The sequence below is a fragment of the Nocardioides turkmenicus genome (assembly GCF_011045035.1).
Classification (GTDB): Bacteria; Actinomycetota; Actinomycetes; order Propionibacteriales; family Nocardioidaceae; genus Nocardioides; species Nocardioides turkmenicus.
In genome coordinates this window covers 337170-351881 of sequence record NZ_JAALAA010000001.1, presented here as the reverse complement: position 1 = coordinate 351881, position 14712 = coordinate 337170, and the positions used below count along the sequence as shown (strand labels likewise).

General features: G+C 67.7%; 15 protein-coding genes. 9 read left to right on the top strand and 6 right to left on the bottom strand.

All coding sequences use genetic code 11. The features are described from left to right. Positions 1-22: 22 nt before the first annotated feature. The 5 genes from G5C66_RS01680 to G5C66_RS01660 all read right to left on the bottom strand — a co-directional run bounded on the left by G5C66_RS01680 (position 23) and on the right by G5C66_RS01660 (position 3522). Positions 23-544: a hypothetical protein gene (locus G5C66_RS01680; RefSeq protein WP_165109062.1), complete on the bottom strand. Its 522-nt coding sequence runs from the start codon at positions 542-544 to the stop codon at positions 23-25. Then, positions 544-2196: a putative T7SS-secreted protein gene (locus G5C66_RS01675; RefSeq protein ID WP_165109060.1), complete on the bottom strand. Its 1653-nt coding sequence runs from the start codon at positions 2194-2196 to the stop codon at positions 544-546. The genes G5C66_RS01680 and G5C66_RS01675 overlap by 1 nt, the downstream gene beginning before the upstream one ends. Before the next feature lie 11 nt (positions 2197-2207). Continuing rightward, positions 2208-2648 carry a hypothetical protein gene (locus G5C66_RS01670; protein WP_165109058.1) on the bottom strand — a complete coding sequence of 147 codons (441 nt, stop codon included), beginning with the start codon at positions 2646-2648 and terminating at the stop codon, positions 2208-2210. Positions 2649-2845: 197 nt separating this feature from the next. Beyond that, on the bottom strand, positions 2846-3253 hold the full coding sequence (locus G5C66_RS01665) for a DUF2752 domain-containing protein (protein WP_165109056.1): 408 nt from the start codon (positions 3251-3253) through the stop codon (positions 2846-2848). A gap of 17 nt (positions 3254-3270) precedes the next feature. After that, a complete protein-coding gene (locus tag G5C66_RS01660) occupies positions 3271-3522 on the bottom strand; it encodes a CD225/dispanin family protein (protein ID WP_165109054.1) in 252 nt (83 codons plus the stop codon). Between the two features lie 192 nt (positions 3523-3714). On the opposite strand from G5C66_RS01660, the gene hisI reads away from it, so the two are divergent. From hisI to G5C66_RS01645, 3 genes are read left to right on the top strand one after another with little or no spacing between them, the layout of a single operon-like run. After that, positions 3715-4053: a phosphoribosyl-AMP cyclohydrolase gene (gene hisI / locus G5C66_RS01655; RefSeq protein WP_165109052.1), complete on the top strand. Its 339-nt coding sequence runs from the start codon at positions 3715-3717 to the stop codon at positions 4051-4053. After that, entirely contained in the window at positions 4050-4601 is a 552-nt protein-coding gene (locus tag G5C66_RS01650) for a Trp biosynthesis-associated membrane protein (protein ID WP_165109050.1), read from the top strand. Before hisI ends, G5C66_RS01650 begins: the two co-directional genes overlap by 4 nt. Before the next feature lie 43 nt (positions 4602-4644). Next, on the top strand, positions 4645-4845 hold the full coding sequence (locus G5C66_RS01645) for an HGxxPAAW family protein (RefSeq protein ID WP_165109048.1): 201 nt from the start codon (positions 4645-4647) through the stop codon (positions 4843-4845). Positions 4846-4903: 58 nt separating this feature from the next. On the opposite strand, the gene G5C66_RS01640 is transcribed toward G5C66_RS01645, so the two are convergent. Next, the gene (locus tag G5C66_RS01640) at positions 4904-5248 is read right to left on the bottom strand and encodes a DUF4190 domain-containing protein (protein ID WP_165109046.1); all 345 of its coding nucleotides are present in this window, start codon (positions 5246-5248) and stop codon (positions 4904-4906) included. Between the two features lie 146 nt (positions 5249-5394). Here G5C66_RS01640 and trpC point away from each other — a divergent pair, with 146 nt between their 5' ends. From trpC to gltB, 6 genes are all read left to right on the top strand, one after another. Then, a complete protein-coding gene (gene trpC / locus G5C66_RS01635; protein WP_165109044.1) occupies positions 5395-6177 on the top strand; it encodes an indole-3-glycerol phosphate synthase TrpC in 783 nt (260 codons plus the stop codon). 19 nt (positions 6178-6196) lie between these two features. Further along, positions 6197-7441: a tryptophan synthase subunit beta gene (gene trpB / locus G5C66_RS01630; RefSeq protein ID WP_165109042.1), complete on the top strand. Its 1245-nt coding sequence runs from the start codon at positions 6197-6199 to the stop codon at positions 7439-7441. Next, positions 7438-8235, top strand: a complete 798-nt coding sequence (gene trpA, locus G5C66_RS01625; RefSeq protein WP_165109040.1) for a tryptophan synthase subunit alpha — start codon at positions 7438-7440, stop codon at positions 8233-8235. Before trpB ends, trpA begins: the two co-directional genes overlap by 4 nt. Beyond that, complete coding sequence (locus tag G5C66_RS01620; protein ID WP_165109038.1) at positions 8232-8849, top strand: SCO family protein; 618 nt, start codon at positions 8232-8234, stop codon at positions 8847-8849. Before trpA ends, G5C66_RS01620 begins: the two co-directional genes overlap by 4 nt. A gap of 8 nt (positions 8850-8857) precedes the next feature. Next, a complete protein-coding gene (gene lgt, locus G5C66_RS01615; protein WP_241248117.1) occupies positions 8858-9826 on the top strand; it encodes a prolipoprotein diacylglyceryl transferase in 969 nt (322 codons plus the stop codon). Positions 9827-10105: 279 nt separating this feature from the next. Then, positions 10106-14662: a glutamate synthase large subunit gene (gene gltB, locus G5C66_RS01610; protein ID WP_165109034.1), complete on the top strand. Its 4557-nt coding sequence runs from the start codon at positions 10106-10108 to the stop codon at positions 14660-14662. Positions 14663-14712 lie beyond the last annotated feature (50 nt).

The window sequence follows — 14712 nt, the reverse complement described above, 5'->3', positions numbered from 1 at the left end:
CGGCCCTCGCTGCTCCGGTTGCTCAGACCTGGATGTCGTCATGGCCGGAGATGCGACCTCCGAGGACGACGGACCCCATGAACGACTCGAACTCCGGGCCGACCACCGCGAATTGCCCATACTTACAGGTCACGGTGAACGAAAGCATCACGCGCTTCCTTCTGTCCGTCGAATCGATGAGGGTTTCGATCACTTGGGCTTGATAGAGATCGAACCGGGACCCATCGATGCGAGCGTCGACCTCGGTGAGTTGCACGATCGCAGGCATCTGTTCGGATTCGACACGTGTTCTCTTGATCAGGTCGGCGCTCGCCCCGTTGGACCGCAACGACTCCACCGACGAGTCGGCCGCGTCCTCGAGACTCGGCAGATCCACTCCGTACGTGCCTCGAACGGTCAGGATCGGAACAAACCCGTCGGCCACGGATCCCCAGCGAAGTGCGACTGCGAACGCGTCTGCTTGTTCAAGACTGTCAGGATCAGCGCCGCGCCAATGCGTGTTGGGTAGATCGAACTCGATCGGAATCGGGAATGCGGAGGCCATCAGAAGAGGCCGCCAACTGCATGGACCACGCCTTTGGCAGCGTTCTTTGCTTCACTGGCGTCGATAGTGATCTTGTCAACTGCGTCGGGGCCAATGGCTTTCTTGATGTTGTTGATCTGCTCAACGGGATTCGTGGTCATGCCATCAGCGATCTCGGCGGCTTCTGCGGGATTCGCCATCGCCAGCCTGCCGATGTCGTAATAGGTCTTAGGTAGCGCCAAGGCTCCCTTGATCGCACCCTCGGCTGATTCGCCCGGATGTTCCGCGGCCCATCCGGCTCCACGGCCCACAGCTCCGCTGAGATCATTCGCGGTGTCGGCCAAGTCGCGTGCAGCGACGCCCGGGTTCTCTATGATCTCCTGGGCCGTGCGCCCCATCTCGGGGAAGTCCAGTTCTACCGATGGCTTGATCGTCCCTCCGATCCCGGGCGTCAGGCCGAACTCGCTGCCAAAGCTGAACTTCCCGTCCTTCCAGCCGTAATTCACGCCGCCAGTGGCGCCGTTCCCGGTCTGGCCCTCTGCATTGAATCCGATCCCGATGCCGCCGTAGTTGACCGTGCCGCCGAGTCCGGCTTTCGCGCCATTGGATACGTCAACTCCCGCCTCGACACGGTCTCGACCGACCCTGAGCTTTGCCTCCGCATCACTGCCTACGTATGCGTACCCACTGGCGCCCATCGTCAGGAACCCATCTTTGATGCTGAGATTTCCTTCGACGTCGACGATGTGTTTATGGACGCCGATGCCGAGATGGAGTCCATCCTTGTCGATCTTCCCGATCACTTCGCCGGAATAGCTGTTCAGGGTGAGGCTTCCATCCGACTCCAGTTTCACATCGCCTGCTTGAGCCCCAACCTTGCCATCGATCTGAAACTGATGCGCTTTGCCACTGGCGTCGATGAACTGAATCTGCTTGCCGTCTGGGCTTATCTCGAAACCCTTGAGTTCGCCGGACTTCCCGCCGTCGGCGGCGGGATCGTCGGCAGCCATGTCGAAGAATCCGCCCAAGATCCTGCCGAACGCCCCCAAGGCACCGCCGCGACCAGTGGCCTCGGTGTCCGCGCCTGCCTTGCGGTCGTTGTCCCGAGTTGCCGGCATGACGACTACGTTCCCGGCGTCGTTCAACCTTTCGCGGGCATCGGTCAGAATCTCTTCCGCTTCCTTGCGCAGAGACTCACCTGGGTCGACGAACGGGCCAGGGTGAACGTATCCGATCAGCGGAACCGGTCTGCCGCTTCTGAGCGCGGCATTGTGCGCCTCGACCTGGCGGTTGTAGCCATCGACAGCCGCGTTGTGGTCGGCCAACGCCGCCTTGGTCGCGGCTTCGCCCTCATTCCATTTGTCGATGGCCTCCTGGGCGCGGTCTTGCGCAGTCGCCAACGCGTCCGCATACCCGCTCAAGCTCGTGCCTGCGTCCTTGAGGGCGTCGCGGTAGGCCTCGAACTTCGCCGTCTCCTGCCCTGCCTTGAGGACGTACCCGAGTTTCCCGACACCACCTTCCCACGTCGGAACAGCAAGGCCAGCGATCGTGTCGAGCAGGTTGTCGATGCGCCTCTGCTCGTCGAGGATCGCCGTGGCTTGCTCAGCCACCGCCGCCTTGTCGCCGACGATCAACGCCTTCGGGTCATCAGACGCGCCGAGCTCGGCGCCCATGGGGAGCGTCATCAGCTGGCCGTCGACGCGTCGGACGGTGGAGGCGTCAATGGGGAGAACTGGGCGCCGTCTCGGCCGTAGATATGGGGCAACGGCTGCTGTTGCCCAGACAGCCGCGGGGTGTCAGGCAAAGGCGTCAACTTGCTGCTACCGCCTTCTGCGAAGATGCCCGGCTGCATCCGATGAGCACTGTCGAGGTCAGCCTGCTCATAGTCTCGCGCCTTGTCGCGGAGATACTCGGACAGCGACTCCAGTCCCTTCCCCAACTGGCGTTGGGCGTCTCTCGACTGCGACAGCACATCTTTCAACCAGGCGGCGACCTGGACGTGGCCGACCCGATCAGACCCGACAGCCGACTCCGGCATCTTCGACGAACCGAGATCTTCGAGCACGGCGTCGTACTTTCCTGCCGTGCGTCGTAGATCCTCGATCGTTACTTCGTACCCGTTCATCGGCCCCCCGTGCAGTCGTGGATCTCTACTCCTCTTCTTCCTCAGAAAGTCGGCAGTTCAACCACATCCAGCACGAAGATTTCTACCCGAGGAAACAAGAGCTTCTGGCTTCAAAGCAAAGTTGGCACGCCCGAAGCAGCGAGTCAACGCCAATCGCAGGCCACTGCAGGGAAACCGCCGAACGCGCGGCAACACCGCTAGGCGGCCAGGGCTGCGAACGGGGGCCACGGGAGGTTGCGGACGACCGTGAACACCACGGTCAGTGCCAGCCAGGCGTAGAGCGCGGCAGGGGAGCGCGCCCAGGCGGGTGCTGGACGGCCGCCGACTCGATCCCGGAGCCAGAAGAACCAGAGCAGCGCGAGCAGCGGCAGCCCCAGCAGGAACATCAACGCGTTGTGGTCGATCGCGCCGGCGACGTCACCCGAGAGCAGCGACATCGTGCCGCGTGTCATCCCGCACCCGGGGCAGTCGATGCCGGTGAGTGCGTGGATCGGGCACGGCGGCACGTAGGCGATGAGCTCGGGAGCTGTGACGAAGACGGCCGCGAGGCCCGCCCCACCGGCCACGACGGTCAGTGGGACGAGCCCCGCACGCGCTCGTGTCATTGTTTGCGAACGAGAGTTCAGTAGGTGGTGGTCGAACCACCCATGCTGACCGCGCCGACCGCGATCAGGATGATGTACAGAACGATGAGCACAACACCGACGGCCGCACCGATGCCGGCCCACTTCTTCGCGCCCGCGCCATCGCCCTGAACGGCCTTGACGATCGCGACGATGCCGAACGGCAGGCAGCAGAACAGGGTGACCAGGATCCCGAGAACGAGACCAGTGGTGTCGGTTCCGGGCTTCTCGGACGGGGTGTAACCAGACATGCGCTATACCTCTAGTGTGTGTTGACCGCGACGGTCATAGTGTGGAACCCGGCCCGGTGTGTGGTGGGCCGAGTTTTGCGTGCGCATCTTTGCATGGGTCTGCATGCCGCGACAGGTGAATCGCCGTGCCCGTGCAACCTCGTTACAGAGACGGATGTGCGGAGGCTCGGGTGCCGTGGGGATACTGGACGTGTGAGCTCTCTTGACCCCACCATCGCCGACCGGCTCAAGCGCGACCCCGACGGGCTGGTGCCCGCGGTGGTGCAGCAGCACGACACCGGTGAGGTGCTGATGCTCGGCTACATGGACGACGAGGCCCTTGCGCGCACGCTCGCGACCGGTCGGGCGACGTACTGGTCCCGCAGCCGGCAGGAGTACTGGGTCAAGGGGGAGACCTCCGGCCACCGGCAGCACGTCAAGGAGGTCCGCCTGGACTGCGACGGCGACACGATCCTGCTCAAGGTCGACCAGGAGGGTCCCGCCTGTCACACCGGCGACCACACCTGCTTCGACGCCGGCCTGATCTCGTGAGATCGTCGTTCGGCCCCACCGTCGGCGCCGGTCTCGCCGGCGCGGCCCTGGCCGCCTGGGCGGGCTCCAACGAGTGGGTGAAGGTGACCGCGCCGGCCCAGATGCCGGCCGACCTCAACGACTCGCCGGCCACCACCGGCCTGGCCCTGGTCGCGCTCGCGGCCTGGGGCGTGGTGCTGGTCACCCGAGGTCTCGTACGCCGCCTCGTGGCCGCCCTCGCCGGCCTGGCCGGGATCGGTGTGATCGTCACCTTCTTCGGCCACGCCGGGATCGACGCGCTCGGCCGGGCGATCGACTCCGAGGTCGTCTGGGGCGAGACCGAGCACACCACGACCCCGTGGCCCTACCTGGCCCTGCTCGGCGCCGTCGTGACCATCGCGGCGGCCGTCGCCGCCGTGCTCCTGGCTCGTTCGTGGCCCGAGATGGGCCGCCGCTACGACGCCCCCGGCGACGCCAGGCCGGAGCGGAAACCGCTGGAGGAGCAGTCCACGATCGACGTCTGGAAGTCGTTGGACGAGGGTCGGGACCCGACATCCGGTGATCAGTGAATACACTGCAGCCAAGCAAAGAGAACTCGTAGAGGAGCATCGCATGTCCGCCAGCCACGGCAACACCCCGGCAGCCTGGATCGCAGTCGCGGTCGGCCTCCTCGGCTTCCTCATCGGCAGCGTCGCCATGATGCTCGAGCCGATCAGCTGGCTGATCTTCTGGATCGGCGTGGCCGTCACCATCGCCGGTGGTCTGCTCTTCATCGTGCTCGCCAAGCTCGGCTTCAACGTCGAGTCACACTGAGCCTGTGAGACAGCGAGGCCCCCGGCGGATCCGCCGGGGGCCTCGTTCTCGTCTTCGCTCAGTTGATGTTCCCGCTCGAGTACTCGAACTGCGACGGAATGACTCCGCTGGCTACGAGGACCCAGTAGATGACAGCGAAGAGCAGGAAAACGGCGCCCAGGATGAGGCCAGTCATCGCCATGCCCTTTCCGGTCTTCTCGCCGCGGTTGATCTCCTTGAGCGCAAGGAGGCCCGTGACGACGGCGACGATGTTGAACACGAAGATCGAGCAGCAGAGGACGCTGACGATTCCGCTGACGAGGGAGATGATCGCCAAGACGGACGTGCCCTGTGGTTGAGCGCCGCCAGGTGGAGTCGGCGCGCCGTACTGCGGCGGCGGCGGGGGCGGTGTTCCGTAGCTCATGTCCTGACCTCCAAAGTCAGCCGAGTGTTGATGAGTTGGAAGCAAAGTAGCCGTTGCTGCCCGCACTGTGGCGCCAAATCGGGCGTGTCACGGTTCGGGTGAGAGGCTTTGCACGTGGGTCATACCCAGAAACGAGAGGTTTAAACATGTCGGTGCTCGAAAAGATCATCGACGGCGTACGTCTGGACCTGGCGAAGCGCCAGGAGACGGTGTCGGAGGCGGACCTGCGGGCCCGTCTGGCCGACGTCGACGCGCCGCGCGACCCGATGCCGCACTTCCGTGCGCCGGGCAGCAGCGTGATCGCCGAGGTGAAGCGGAAGAGCCCCTCCAAGGGCGCTCTGGCCGACATCCCCGACCCGGCCGAGCTGGCCCGGAAGTACGCCGCCGGTGGTGCCGCCGCGATCTCGGTGCTCACCGAGGAGCGCCGCTTCGGCGGCTCCCTCGACGACCTGCGCGCGGTCCGCGCCGCGGTCGAGACGCCGATCCTGCGCAAGGACTTCATCGTCGAGCACTACCAGCTGCTGGAGGCCCGGGCCGCCGGCGCCGACCTGGCGCTGCTGATCGTGGCCGCGCTGGACGACGACACCCTGCGCCGCCTCTACGACCAGGCTCGTGAGCTGGGGCTGACCGTGCTGGTCGAGACCCACGACGAGGAGGAGGTCGCCCGGGCGGTCGACCTCGGCGCCGAGCTGATCGGCGTCAACGCGCGCAACCTGAAGACGCTGGAGATCGACCAGGACGTCTTCGGACGGCTCGCGCCGCTCATCCCCGAGGACCGGGTGAAGGTCGCCGAGTCGGGCATCTTCACCGCCACCGACGTGAAGCGCCACGTCTCCGAGGGGGCCCGCGCGGTCCTCGTCGGGGAGGCGCTGGTCAAGCATGGCGACCCGCAAGGCACGGTCGCCGAGTTCACCGGAATCCAAGGCTAGGCCGAGAGCAGATACAGCCATGACAACTCACATTCACGAGACCACGTCCTACGACGCCGACGAGCTCGGCTGGTTCGGCGGCGAGGCCGAGGGGTTCGGCGGCCGCTTCATGCCCGAGGCGCTGATGAAGGCGCTCATCGAGCTCGACGAGGCCTGGCAGCAGGCCAAGGCGGACCCGGAGTTCGTGAAGGAGTTCGACGCGATCCTGCGTGACTACGCCAACCTGCCGAGCCCGCTCTACCACGCGACCCGGCTCTCCGAGCAGCTCGGTGTGCGGATCCTCCTCAAGCGCGAGGACCTCAACCACACCGGCGCCCACAAGATCCGCAACGTCCTGGGTCAGGCGCTCCTCACCAAGCGGATGGGCAAGACGCGGGTGATCGCCGAGACCGGCGCCGGCCAGCACGGTGTGGCCTCCGCGACCGCGGCCGCCTACTTCGGGCTCGACTGCACCGTCTACATGGGCAAGGTCGACACCGACCGCCAGGCGCTCAACGTGGCCCGGATGCGGCTTCTCGGCGCCGAGGTCGTCCCGGTTCCCTCCGGCAGCGGCACCCTCAAGGACGCCATCAACGAGGCGCTGCGCGACTGGGTCGCCAGCGTCGACCACACCGCCTACCTGTTCGGCACCGCTGCCGGGCCCCACCCGTTCCCGACGCTGGTCCGCGACATCGTGCGCGGCATCGGCGACGAGGCCCGGGCCCAGTCGCTCGAGCAGTTCGGTGGTCTCCCGAACGCCGTCGTCGCCGCGGTCGGCGGCGGCTCCAACGCGATCGGCCTCTTCACCGCGTTCCTCGACGACAAGGACGTCGAGATCCACGGCTTCGAGGCCGGCGGAGACGGCTTCGAGACCGGCCGTCACGCCGCGACCATCCAGGCCAACGACCCGGGCGTGCTCCACGGCGCCCGCACCTACGTGCTGCAGGACGAGGACGGCCAGACCATCGAGTCCCACTCGATCTCCGCCGGCCTCGACTACCCGGGCGTCGGGCCGCAGCACGCCTGGCTCGCCAAGTCCGGCCGGGCGAGCTACACGAGCATCACCGACAAGGAGGCGATGGACGCCTTCGCGCTGCTCTCGCGCTCCGAGGGCATCATCCCGGCGATCGAGTCGGCCCACGCGATCGCCGGTGCCATCAAGATCGCCCCGGAGATCAAGGAGCGTCACGGTGAGGGCGCCACGATCCTGATCAACCTGTCCGGTCGCGGCGACAAGGACATGGGCACGGCCATCGACTACTTCGGTTTGGGAGAGAGCAAGTGAGCACGTCGGTAGCGTTCGAGAAGGCGAAGGCCGAGGACCGCGCCGCCCTGGTCGGCTACCTGCCAGCGGGCTTCCCGTCGGTGGAGGGCTCGATCGAGGCGCTGACCACGATGGTCGAGGCGGGCTGCGACATCATCGAGATCGGCCTGCCCTACTCCGACCCGGTCATGGACGGCCCCACGATCCAGGACGCCGTGCAGCAGGCCCTCGACGGCGGCGTACGCGTCGACGACGTGTTCCGCGTCGTCGAGGCCGTGGCTGCGACCGGGGTGCCGACCCTGGTGATGACCAGTTGGAACCCGATCGAGCGCCGCGGCGTCGACCGCTTCGCCCAGCAGCTCCAGGACGCCGGCGGCGCCGGCCTGATCACGCCCGACATCACCCCCGACTTCGCGCCGGAGTGGATCGAGGCCGCCGACGCCCGCGACCTCGACAAGGTCTTCCTGGTGGCGCCGAGCAGCACCGACGAGCGGATCGCGATGACCACGGCCCAGTGCCGCGGCTTCGTCTACGCCACCGCGGTCATGGGCGTCACCGGCGCCCGCGCCAAGACCTCCGAGCTGGCCGCCCCGCTCGTCGCCCGCACGCGGCAGACCACCGACCTGCCGGTCGGGGTCGGCCTCGGGGTCAGCAACGGCGCCCAGGCGGCGGAGATGGCCGCGTACGCCGACGGCGTCATCGTCGGCTCAGCCTTCGTGCGTACGCTGCTGGACAACCGCTCCGACGAGCAGGCGGCGCTCAAGGCGCTGGCGCACCTGACCGAGGACCTGGCCGCGGGAGTCCGCGCACGTTGAGGTTCCTCGTATCGACCGTCCTGCTCGTCCTCGTCGGGGTCGTCAGCGGCTGCGGCGCCGCCGGCACCGGCCAGGCGCCGGCCTCGGCGATGACCGGGCAGGAGCACACCCCGTACCAGCTCTCCGACACCGCCCTGACCGACACCGACGGCGAGCCGTACTCGCTGGCGACCGACGCGGACAAGCCGCTGACGCTGGTGTTCTACGGCTACACCCAGTGCCCCGACGAGTGCCCGCTGGTCATGTCGAGCCTGACCGCCGCGCTGACCCGGCTCGACGACGCCGAGCGTCAGAAGGTCGACGTGGTCTTCGTGACCACCGACCCGGCGCGCGACACGACCGAGGTGCTCGAGAAGTATCTCGAGCGCTACGACGACGACTTCATCGGCCTCACCGGCGACCTGAAGGACATCGTCACCCTGGCCGAGTCGATGCGGCTCTACGTCGGGGAGGCCGACCGGCTACCGAGCGGGGGCTACGATCTCGGGGTCCACGACACCCACGTCTCCGCAGTCATCGGGGGAGAGGCGCGGGTCGTGTGGTCGATGAACACCTCGCCCAAGCAGTTCGCCGACGACATCCACCACCTTCTTGAGGAAGAAACCGCCGCATGATGCTCCCGATGTCCATCCCCAGCCCGGCCGAAGGTGTGCTCTGGCTCGGGCCGATCCCGCTGCGCGGCTACGCGTTCGCGATCATCCTCGGCATCATCGTCGCCGTCTGGGTCTCGGAGAAGCGCTGGCAGGCACGCGGCGGGCGCGCCGGTGACATCCAGGACATCGCGCTGTGGGCGGTGCCGTTCGGCCTGGTCGGCGGGCGGATCTACCATGTCATGACCGACTGGCAGCTCTACTTCGGCGAGGGCGCCAACCCGGTCGAGGCGCTCTATATCTGGCGCGGCGGCCTCGGCGTGTGGGGCGCGATCGCGCTCGGTGCCGTGGGCGCGATCATCGGCGCCCGCACCAAGGGCATCAAGATCGTCCCGCTGCTGGACACCATCGCCCCGACCTGCCTGCTCGCCATGGGCATCGGCCGCTGGGGAAACTGGTTCAACCAGGAGCTCTTCGGGCGGCCCACCGACCTTCCCTGGGGCCTGGAGATCGACCCGTCGCGCTACCCCGAGGGTCCGAGCCAGTTCCCCGAAGGCACCCTCTTCCACCCGACGTTCCTCTACGAGTTCTGCTGGGACGTCCTCGCCTTCTTCGTCATCGTCTACCTGCAGAAGAAGCTGCGCCTCGGCGGCGGCCGCGTGGTCGCGCTCTACGTGATGGCCTACTGCCTCGGCCGGGGCATGATCGAGACCCTGCGCATCGACAACGTCCAGCTGGCCGACGTGCTCGGCCTGCGCTGGAGCGAGTGGATGTCGATCATCCTGTTCGTGCTGGCCGCGGCATGGTGGGCGTACGCCACCTTCACCGGTCGGGGTAAGGTCGAGGAGGAGGTCTACAGCGATCCTGCCAAGGCCCCCGGGAACGACCCCGACAGCAAGGGCGACACCGAGAAGGACTCCGTCGGCGACGATGCCGACACCGGGGCCGACACCGGAACCGACAACGGGACCGACGCCGAGGAATCCTCGACAAAGGCCTGATCAGACGCAGAAGTTGGGCGCAAAGCCGCGCCCCGCGGGAGGGTGTCCGTCCCTTGACCCTCGTTCGCAACCTACGCGTGACACAGTGGTAACCTAGCCGCACTCGCGCGGGCCAACGCTGTCCCCTGCAGATTGCCAGTTTCATCCCCGCAAGGGCGCGCGCACCTGTCGCAGAACATCCCCACGCTCCGGACCCGGCTCGAAGCAGAGCCGGAAATCCGGGGCTATTGGGCTGCGTCGGACAGTGCGCTCCCGAGCCCGGACAGACGGGAGATCCCGGTGCCGTACGAGCACTCGTATCCATCCCCCCAGGGCCTCTACGACCCTCGGTTCGAGAAGGACGCCTGCGGCGTCGCCATGGTTGCGACGCTGACCGGTGTGGCCAGCCACGACATCGTGAAGCAGGGCATCCGCGCCCTGGTGAATCTCGACCACCGCGGCGCCGCCGGCGCCGAGACCAACTCTGGCGACGGCGCCGGGATCCTGCTCCAGGTCCCCGACGCGTTCCTGCGTGAGGTCGTCGACTTCGACCTCCCGGCCGAGCGTGCGTACGCCGTCGGCACCGCCTTCATCCCGGGCGACGTCGACCAGGTCGAGCGCACCGTCAAGCTGGTCGAGGACATCGCGACCGAGGAGGGCCTCGAGGTCCTCGGCTGGCGTGACGTACCGGTCAACCCGGACTCCCTCGGCGCCACCGCGAAGGCGGTCATGCCGACCTTCCGCCAGCTCTTCGTCGCCGGCGCCAAGCAGCGTGTGACGGGCCTGGCCCTGGAGCGGCTCGCCTTCTGCCTGCGCAAGCGCGCGGAGAAGGAGACCGACGTCTACTTCCCGTCGCTGTCCAGCCGCACCATCGTCTACAAGGGCATGCTCACCACGCCCCAGCTGGCCGAGGTGTTCCCCGACCTGGTCGACGAGCGGGTCGCCTCCGCGATCGCCGTCGTCCACAGCCGGTTCTCGACCAACACCTTCCCGAGCTGGCCGCTGAGCCACCCGTTCCGGTTCATCGCCCACAACGGCGAGATCAACACCGTCATGGGCAACCGCAACTGGATGAAGGCGCGCGAGGCGCTGCTGGAGTCCGAGCTGATCCCGGGCGACCTCGAGCGGCTCTTCCCGATCTGCACCGAGGGGGCCTCCGACTCGGCCTCCTTCGATGAGGTCCTCGAGCTGCTCCACCTGGCCGGCCGCAGCCTGCCCCACGCCATGCTGATGATGATCCCGGAGGCGTGGGAGAAGCACGAGGAGATGGACCCCGCCCGCAAGGCGTTCTACGAGTTCCACTCGAGCCTGATGGAGCCCTGGGACGGTCCGGCGAGCGTCGTGTTCACCGACGGCACCCAGATCGGCGCGGTCCTCGACCGCAACGGCCTGCGTCCCTCTCGCTACTGGGTCACCGAGGACGGCCTGGTCGTGCTCGGCTCCGAGGCCGGCGTGCTCGACGACATCGACCCCGCGACCGTGGTCCGCAAGGGCCGCGTCCAGCCGGGCAAGATGTTCCTGGTCGACACCGCCGAGCACCGCATCATCGAGGACGACGAGATCAAGTCCGAGCTCGCCGCGGAGCACCCCTACGACGAGTGGCTCCACGCCGGTCTCGTACGCCTCGAGGACATCCCCGAGCGCGAGCACATCGTCCACACCCACGCGAGCGTGACTCGCCGCCAGCAGGTCTTCGGCTACACCGAGGAGGAGCTCCGGATCCTGCTCGCGCCGATGGCCAACACCGGCGCCGAGCCGATCGGGTCGATGGGCACCGACAGCCCGATCGCGGCGCTGAGCGACAAGCCGCGGATGCTGTTCGACTACTTCGCCCAGCTCTTCGCGCAGGTCACCAACCCGCCGCTGGACGCGATCCGCGAGGAGCTCGTCACCAGCCTCGCCGGCACCATCGGCGCCGAGTCCAACCTGCTCAACCCCGGTCCGGCGTCGTGCCGCCAGATCGTGCTGCCCTTCCCGGTCATCTCCAACGACGACCTGGCCAAGATCCGCCACATCAACCGTGACGGCGACATGCCGGGATTCGCGGTCCACGTCGTCCGCGGCCTCTATGAGGTCGACGGCGGTGCCGAGGCGCTCCGCACCCGCCTGGACGAGATCTCCGCCGAGGTCTCCCAGGCGATCGAGGACGGCGCCCGGATCATCGTGCTCTCCGACCGCCACTCCACCCAGGAGATGGCGCCGATCCCGTCTCTGCTGCTCACCGGCGCCGTCCACCACCACCTGGTCCGCGAGCGCACCCGCTCGCAGGTCGGCCTGCTGGTCGAGGCCGGCGACGTACGCGAGGTCCACCACGTCGCCCTGCTGATCGGCTACGGCGCGGCCGCGGTCAACCCCTACCTGGCGGTCGAGTCCGTCGAGGACCTCGCCTACGAGGGCTACTACGTGAAGGCCGACGCCGAGCAGGCGATGGCCAACACCATCAAGGCGCTCGGCAAGGGCGTCCTCAAGGTGATGTCGAAGATCGGCGTCTCCACGGTCGCCTCCTACACCGGCGCGCAGATCTTCGAGGCCGTCGGCCTGTCCAAGGAGGTCGTGGACCGCTACTTCACCGGCACCACCTCCAAGCTCGGCGGCGTCGGCCTCGACGTGATCGCCGAGGAGGTCGCCAAGCGCCACGCCACCGCCTACCCGCGCGACGGCGTCGCCAACGCCCACCGCGCGCTGCCCATCGGCGGCGAATACCAGTGGCGCCGCGAGGGCGAGCCGCACCTGTTCGACCCGGAGACCGTCTTCCGGCTCCAGCACGCGACCCGCACCGGCCGCTACGACGTGTTCAAGCAGTACACAGACCGCGTCAACGAGCAGTCCGAGCGGCTGATGACGCTGCGTGGCCTCTTCAAGCTCAAGAGCGCCGAGGAAATGGGCCGCCAGAAGGTCTCGATCGACGAGGTCGAGCCCGTGGAGGCGATCGTCAAGCGCTTCTCGACCGGCGCGATGTCGTACGGCTCGATCTCCAAGGAGGCTCACGAGACGCTCGCCGTCGCGATGAACATCCTGGGCGGCAAGTCCAACACCGGTGAGGGCGGCGAGGACCCGGAGCGTCTCTACGACCCCGAGCGTCGCTCGTCGATCAAGCAGGTCGCGTCGGGTCGCTTCGGCGTCACGAGCGAATACCTCACCAACGCCGACGACATCCAGATCAAGATGGCCCAGGGCGCCAAGCCCGGTGAGGGCGGTCAGCTGCCCGGCCACAAGGTCTACCCGTGGGTGGCCAAGACGCGTCACTCGACGCCGGGCGTGGGGCTCATCTCCCCGCCGCCGCACCACGACATCTACTCGATCGAGGATCTCGCCCAGCTGATCCACGACCTGAAGAACGCCAACCCGAGCGCTCGCGTCCACGTGAAGCTCGTGGCCGAGGTCGGCGTCGGCACCGTCGCCGCGGGCGTCTCCAAGGCCCACGCCGACGTGGTCCTGATCTCCGGTCACGACGGCGGCACCGGCGCCTCCCCGCTGACCTCGCTCAAGCACGCGGGCGGTCCCTGGGAGCTCGGCCTCGCCGAGGCGCAGCAGACGCTGCTCCTCAACGGCCTGCGCGACCGGATCGTGGTGCAGACCGACGGCCAGCTCAAGACCGGCCGCGACGTGGTCATCGCCGCGCTGCTCGGCGCCGAGGAGTTCGGCTTCGCCACCGCGCCGCTGGTCGTCTCCGGCTGCGTCATGATGCGGGTCTGCCACCTCGACACCTGCCCGGTCGGCGTCGCCACCCAGAACCCGGTCCTGCGCGAGCGGTTCACCGGCAAGGCGGAGTACGTCGTCAACTTCATGCGCTACGTCGCCGAGGAGGTCCGCGAGCTCCTCGCCGAGCTCGGCTTCCGGAGCATCGACGAGGCCGTCGGCCACGCCGAGGCGCTCGACGCCCGTGACGCGATCGACCACTGGAAGGCCTCCGGGCTCGACCTGTCGCCGATCTTCGCCCGGGTCGAGTCGCCGGAGCAGTTCGCCGACCAGGACCTCTACAACACCAAGGGCCAGGACCACGGCCTGGAGAAGTCTCTGGACGTCAAGGAGCTGGTGCCGCTCGCGGCTCCGGCGCTCGAGCGCGGCGAGCCCGTGCGCGCCCAGCTGCCGATCCGCAACGTCAACCGCACCGTCGGCACGATCCTCGGCCACGAGATCACCAAGCGCTACCGCGGTGAGGGCCTGCCCGAGGGCACGATCGACATCACCTTCACCGGCTCCGCGGGCCAGTCCTTCGGGGCCTTCATCCCGCGCGGGCTCACGCTCCGCCTCGAGGGTGACGCCAACGACTACGTCGGCAAGGGTCTCTCCGGCGGTCGCGTGGTGATCCGCCCGGAGCGTACGGCCGGGTTCAAGGCCGAGGAGCACATCATCGCCGGCAACACGCTGGCCTACGGCGCCACCAGCGGGCGGATCCACATCCGCGGTGGCGTGGGGGAGCGGGCCGCGGTCCGCAACTCCGGTGCCAGCATCGTCACCGAGGGTGTCGGCGACCACGGCTGCGAGTACATGACCGGTGGTCGTGTCGTCGTGCTCGGCCCGACCGGGCGCAACTTCGCCGCCGGTATGTCCGGCGGTATCGCCTGGGTCCTCGACTTCGCGGAGCAGCGGCTCAACGGCGAGCTGGTCGACGCCACCGGTGTCGAGGAGAAGTACGCCGGCGAGCTCGAGCAGCTCGTCCGCGACCACCTCGAGGAGACCGGCTCGGCCGTCGCCGAGGCGCTCCTGGCCGACTGGCCGAACTCTCTGACCCGCTTCACGCAGGTCATGCCCAGTGACTACAAGCGCGTGCTCGAAGCCCAGGAGGAGGCCCTCGAGGAGGGCCTCGACGAGGACGAGGCCGCTGCTCGGATTATGGAGGTACTTCATGGATGAGCTTGCGAAGTCCATGAAAATTCAGCACAGCATGGCTGACCTTGCCAAGT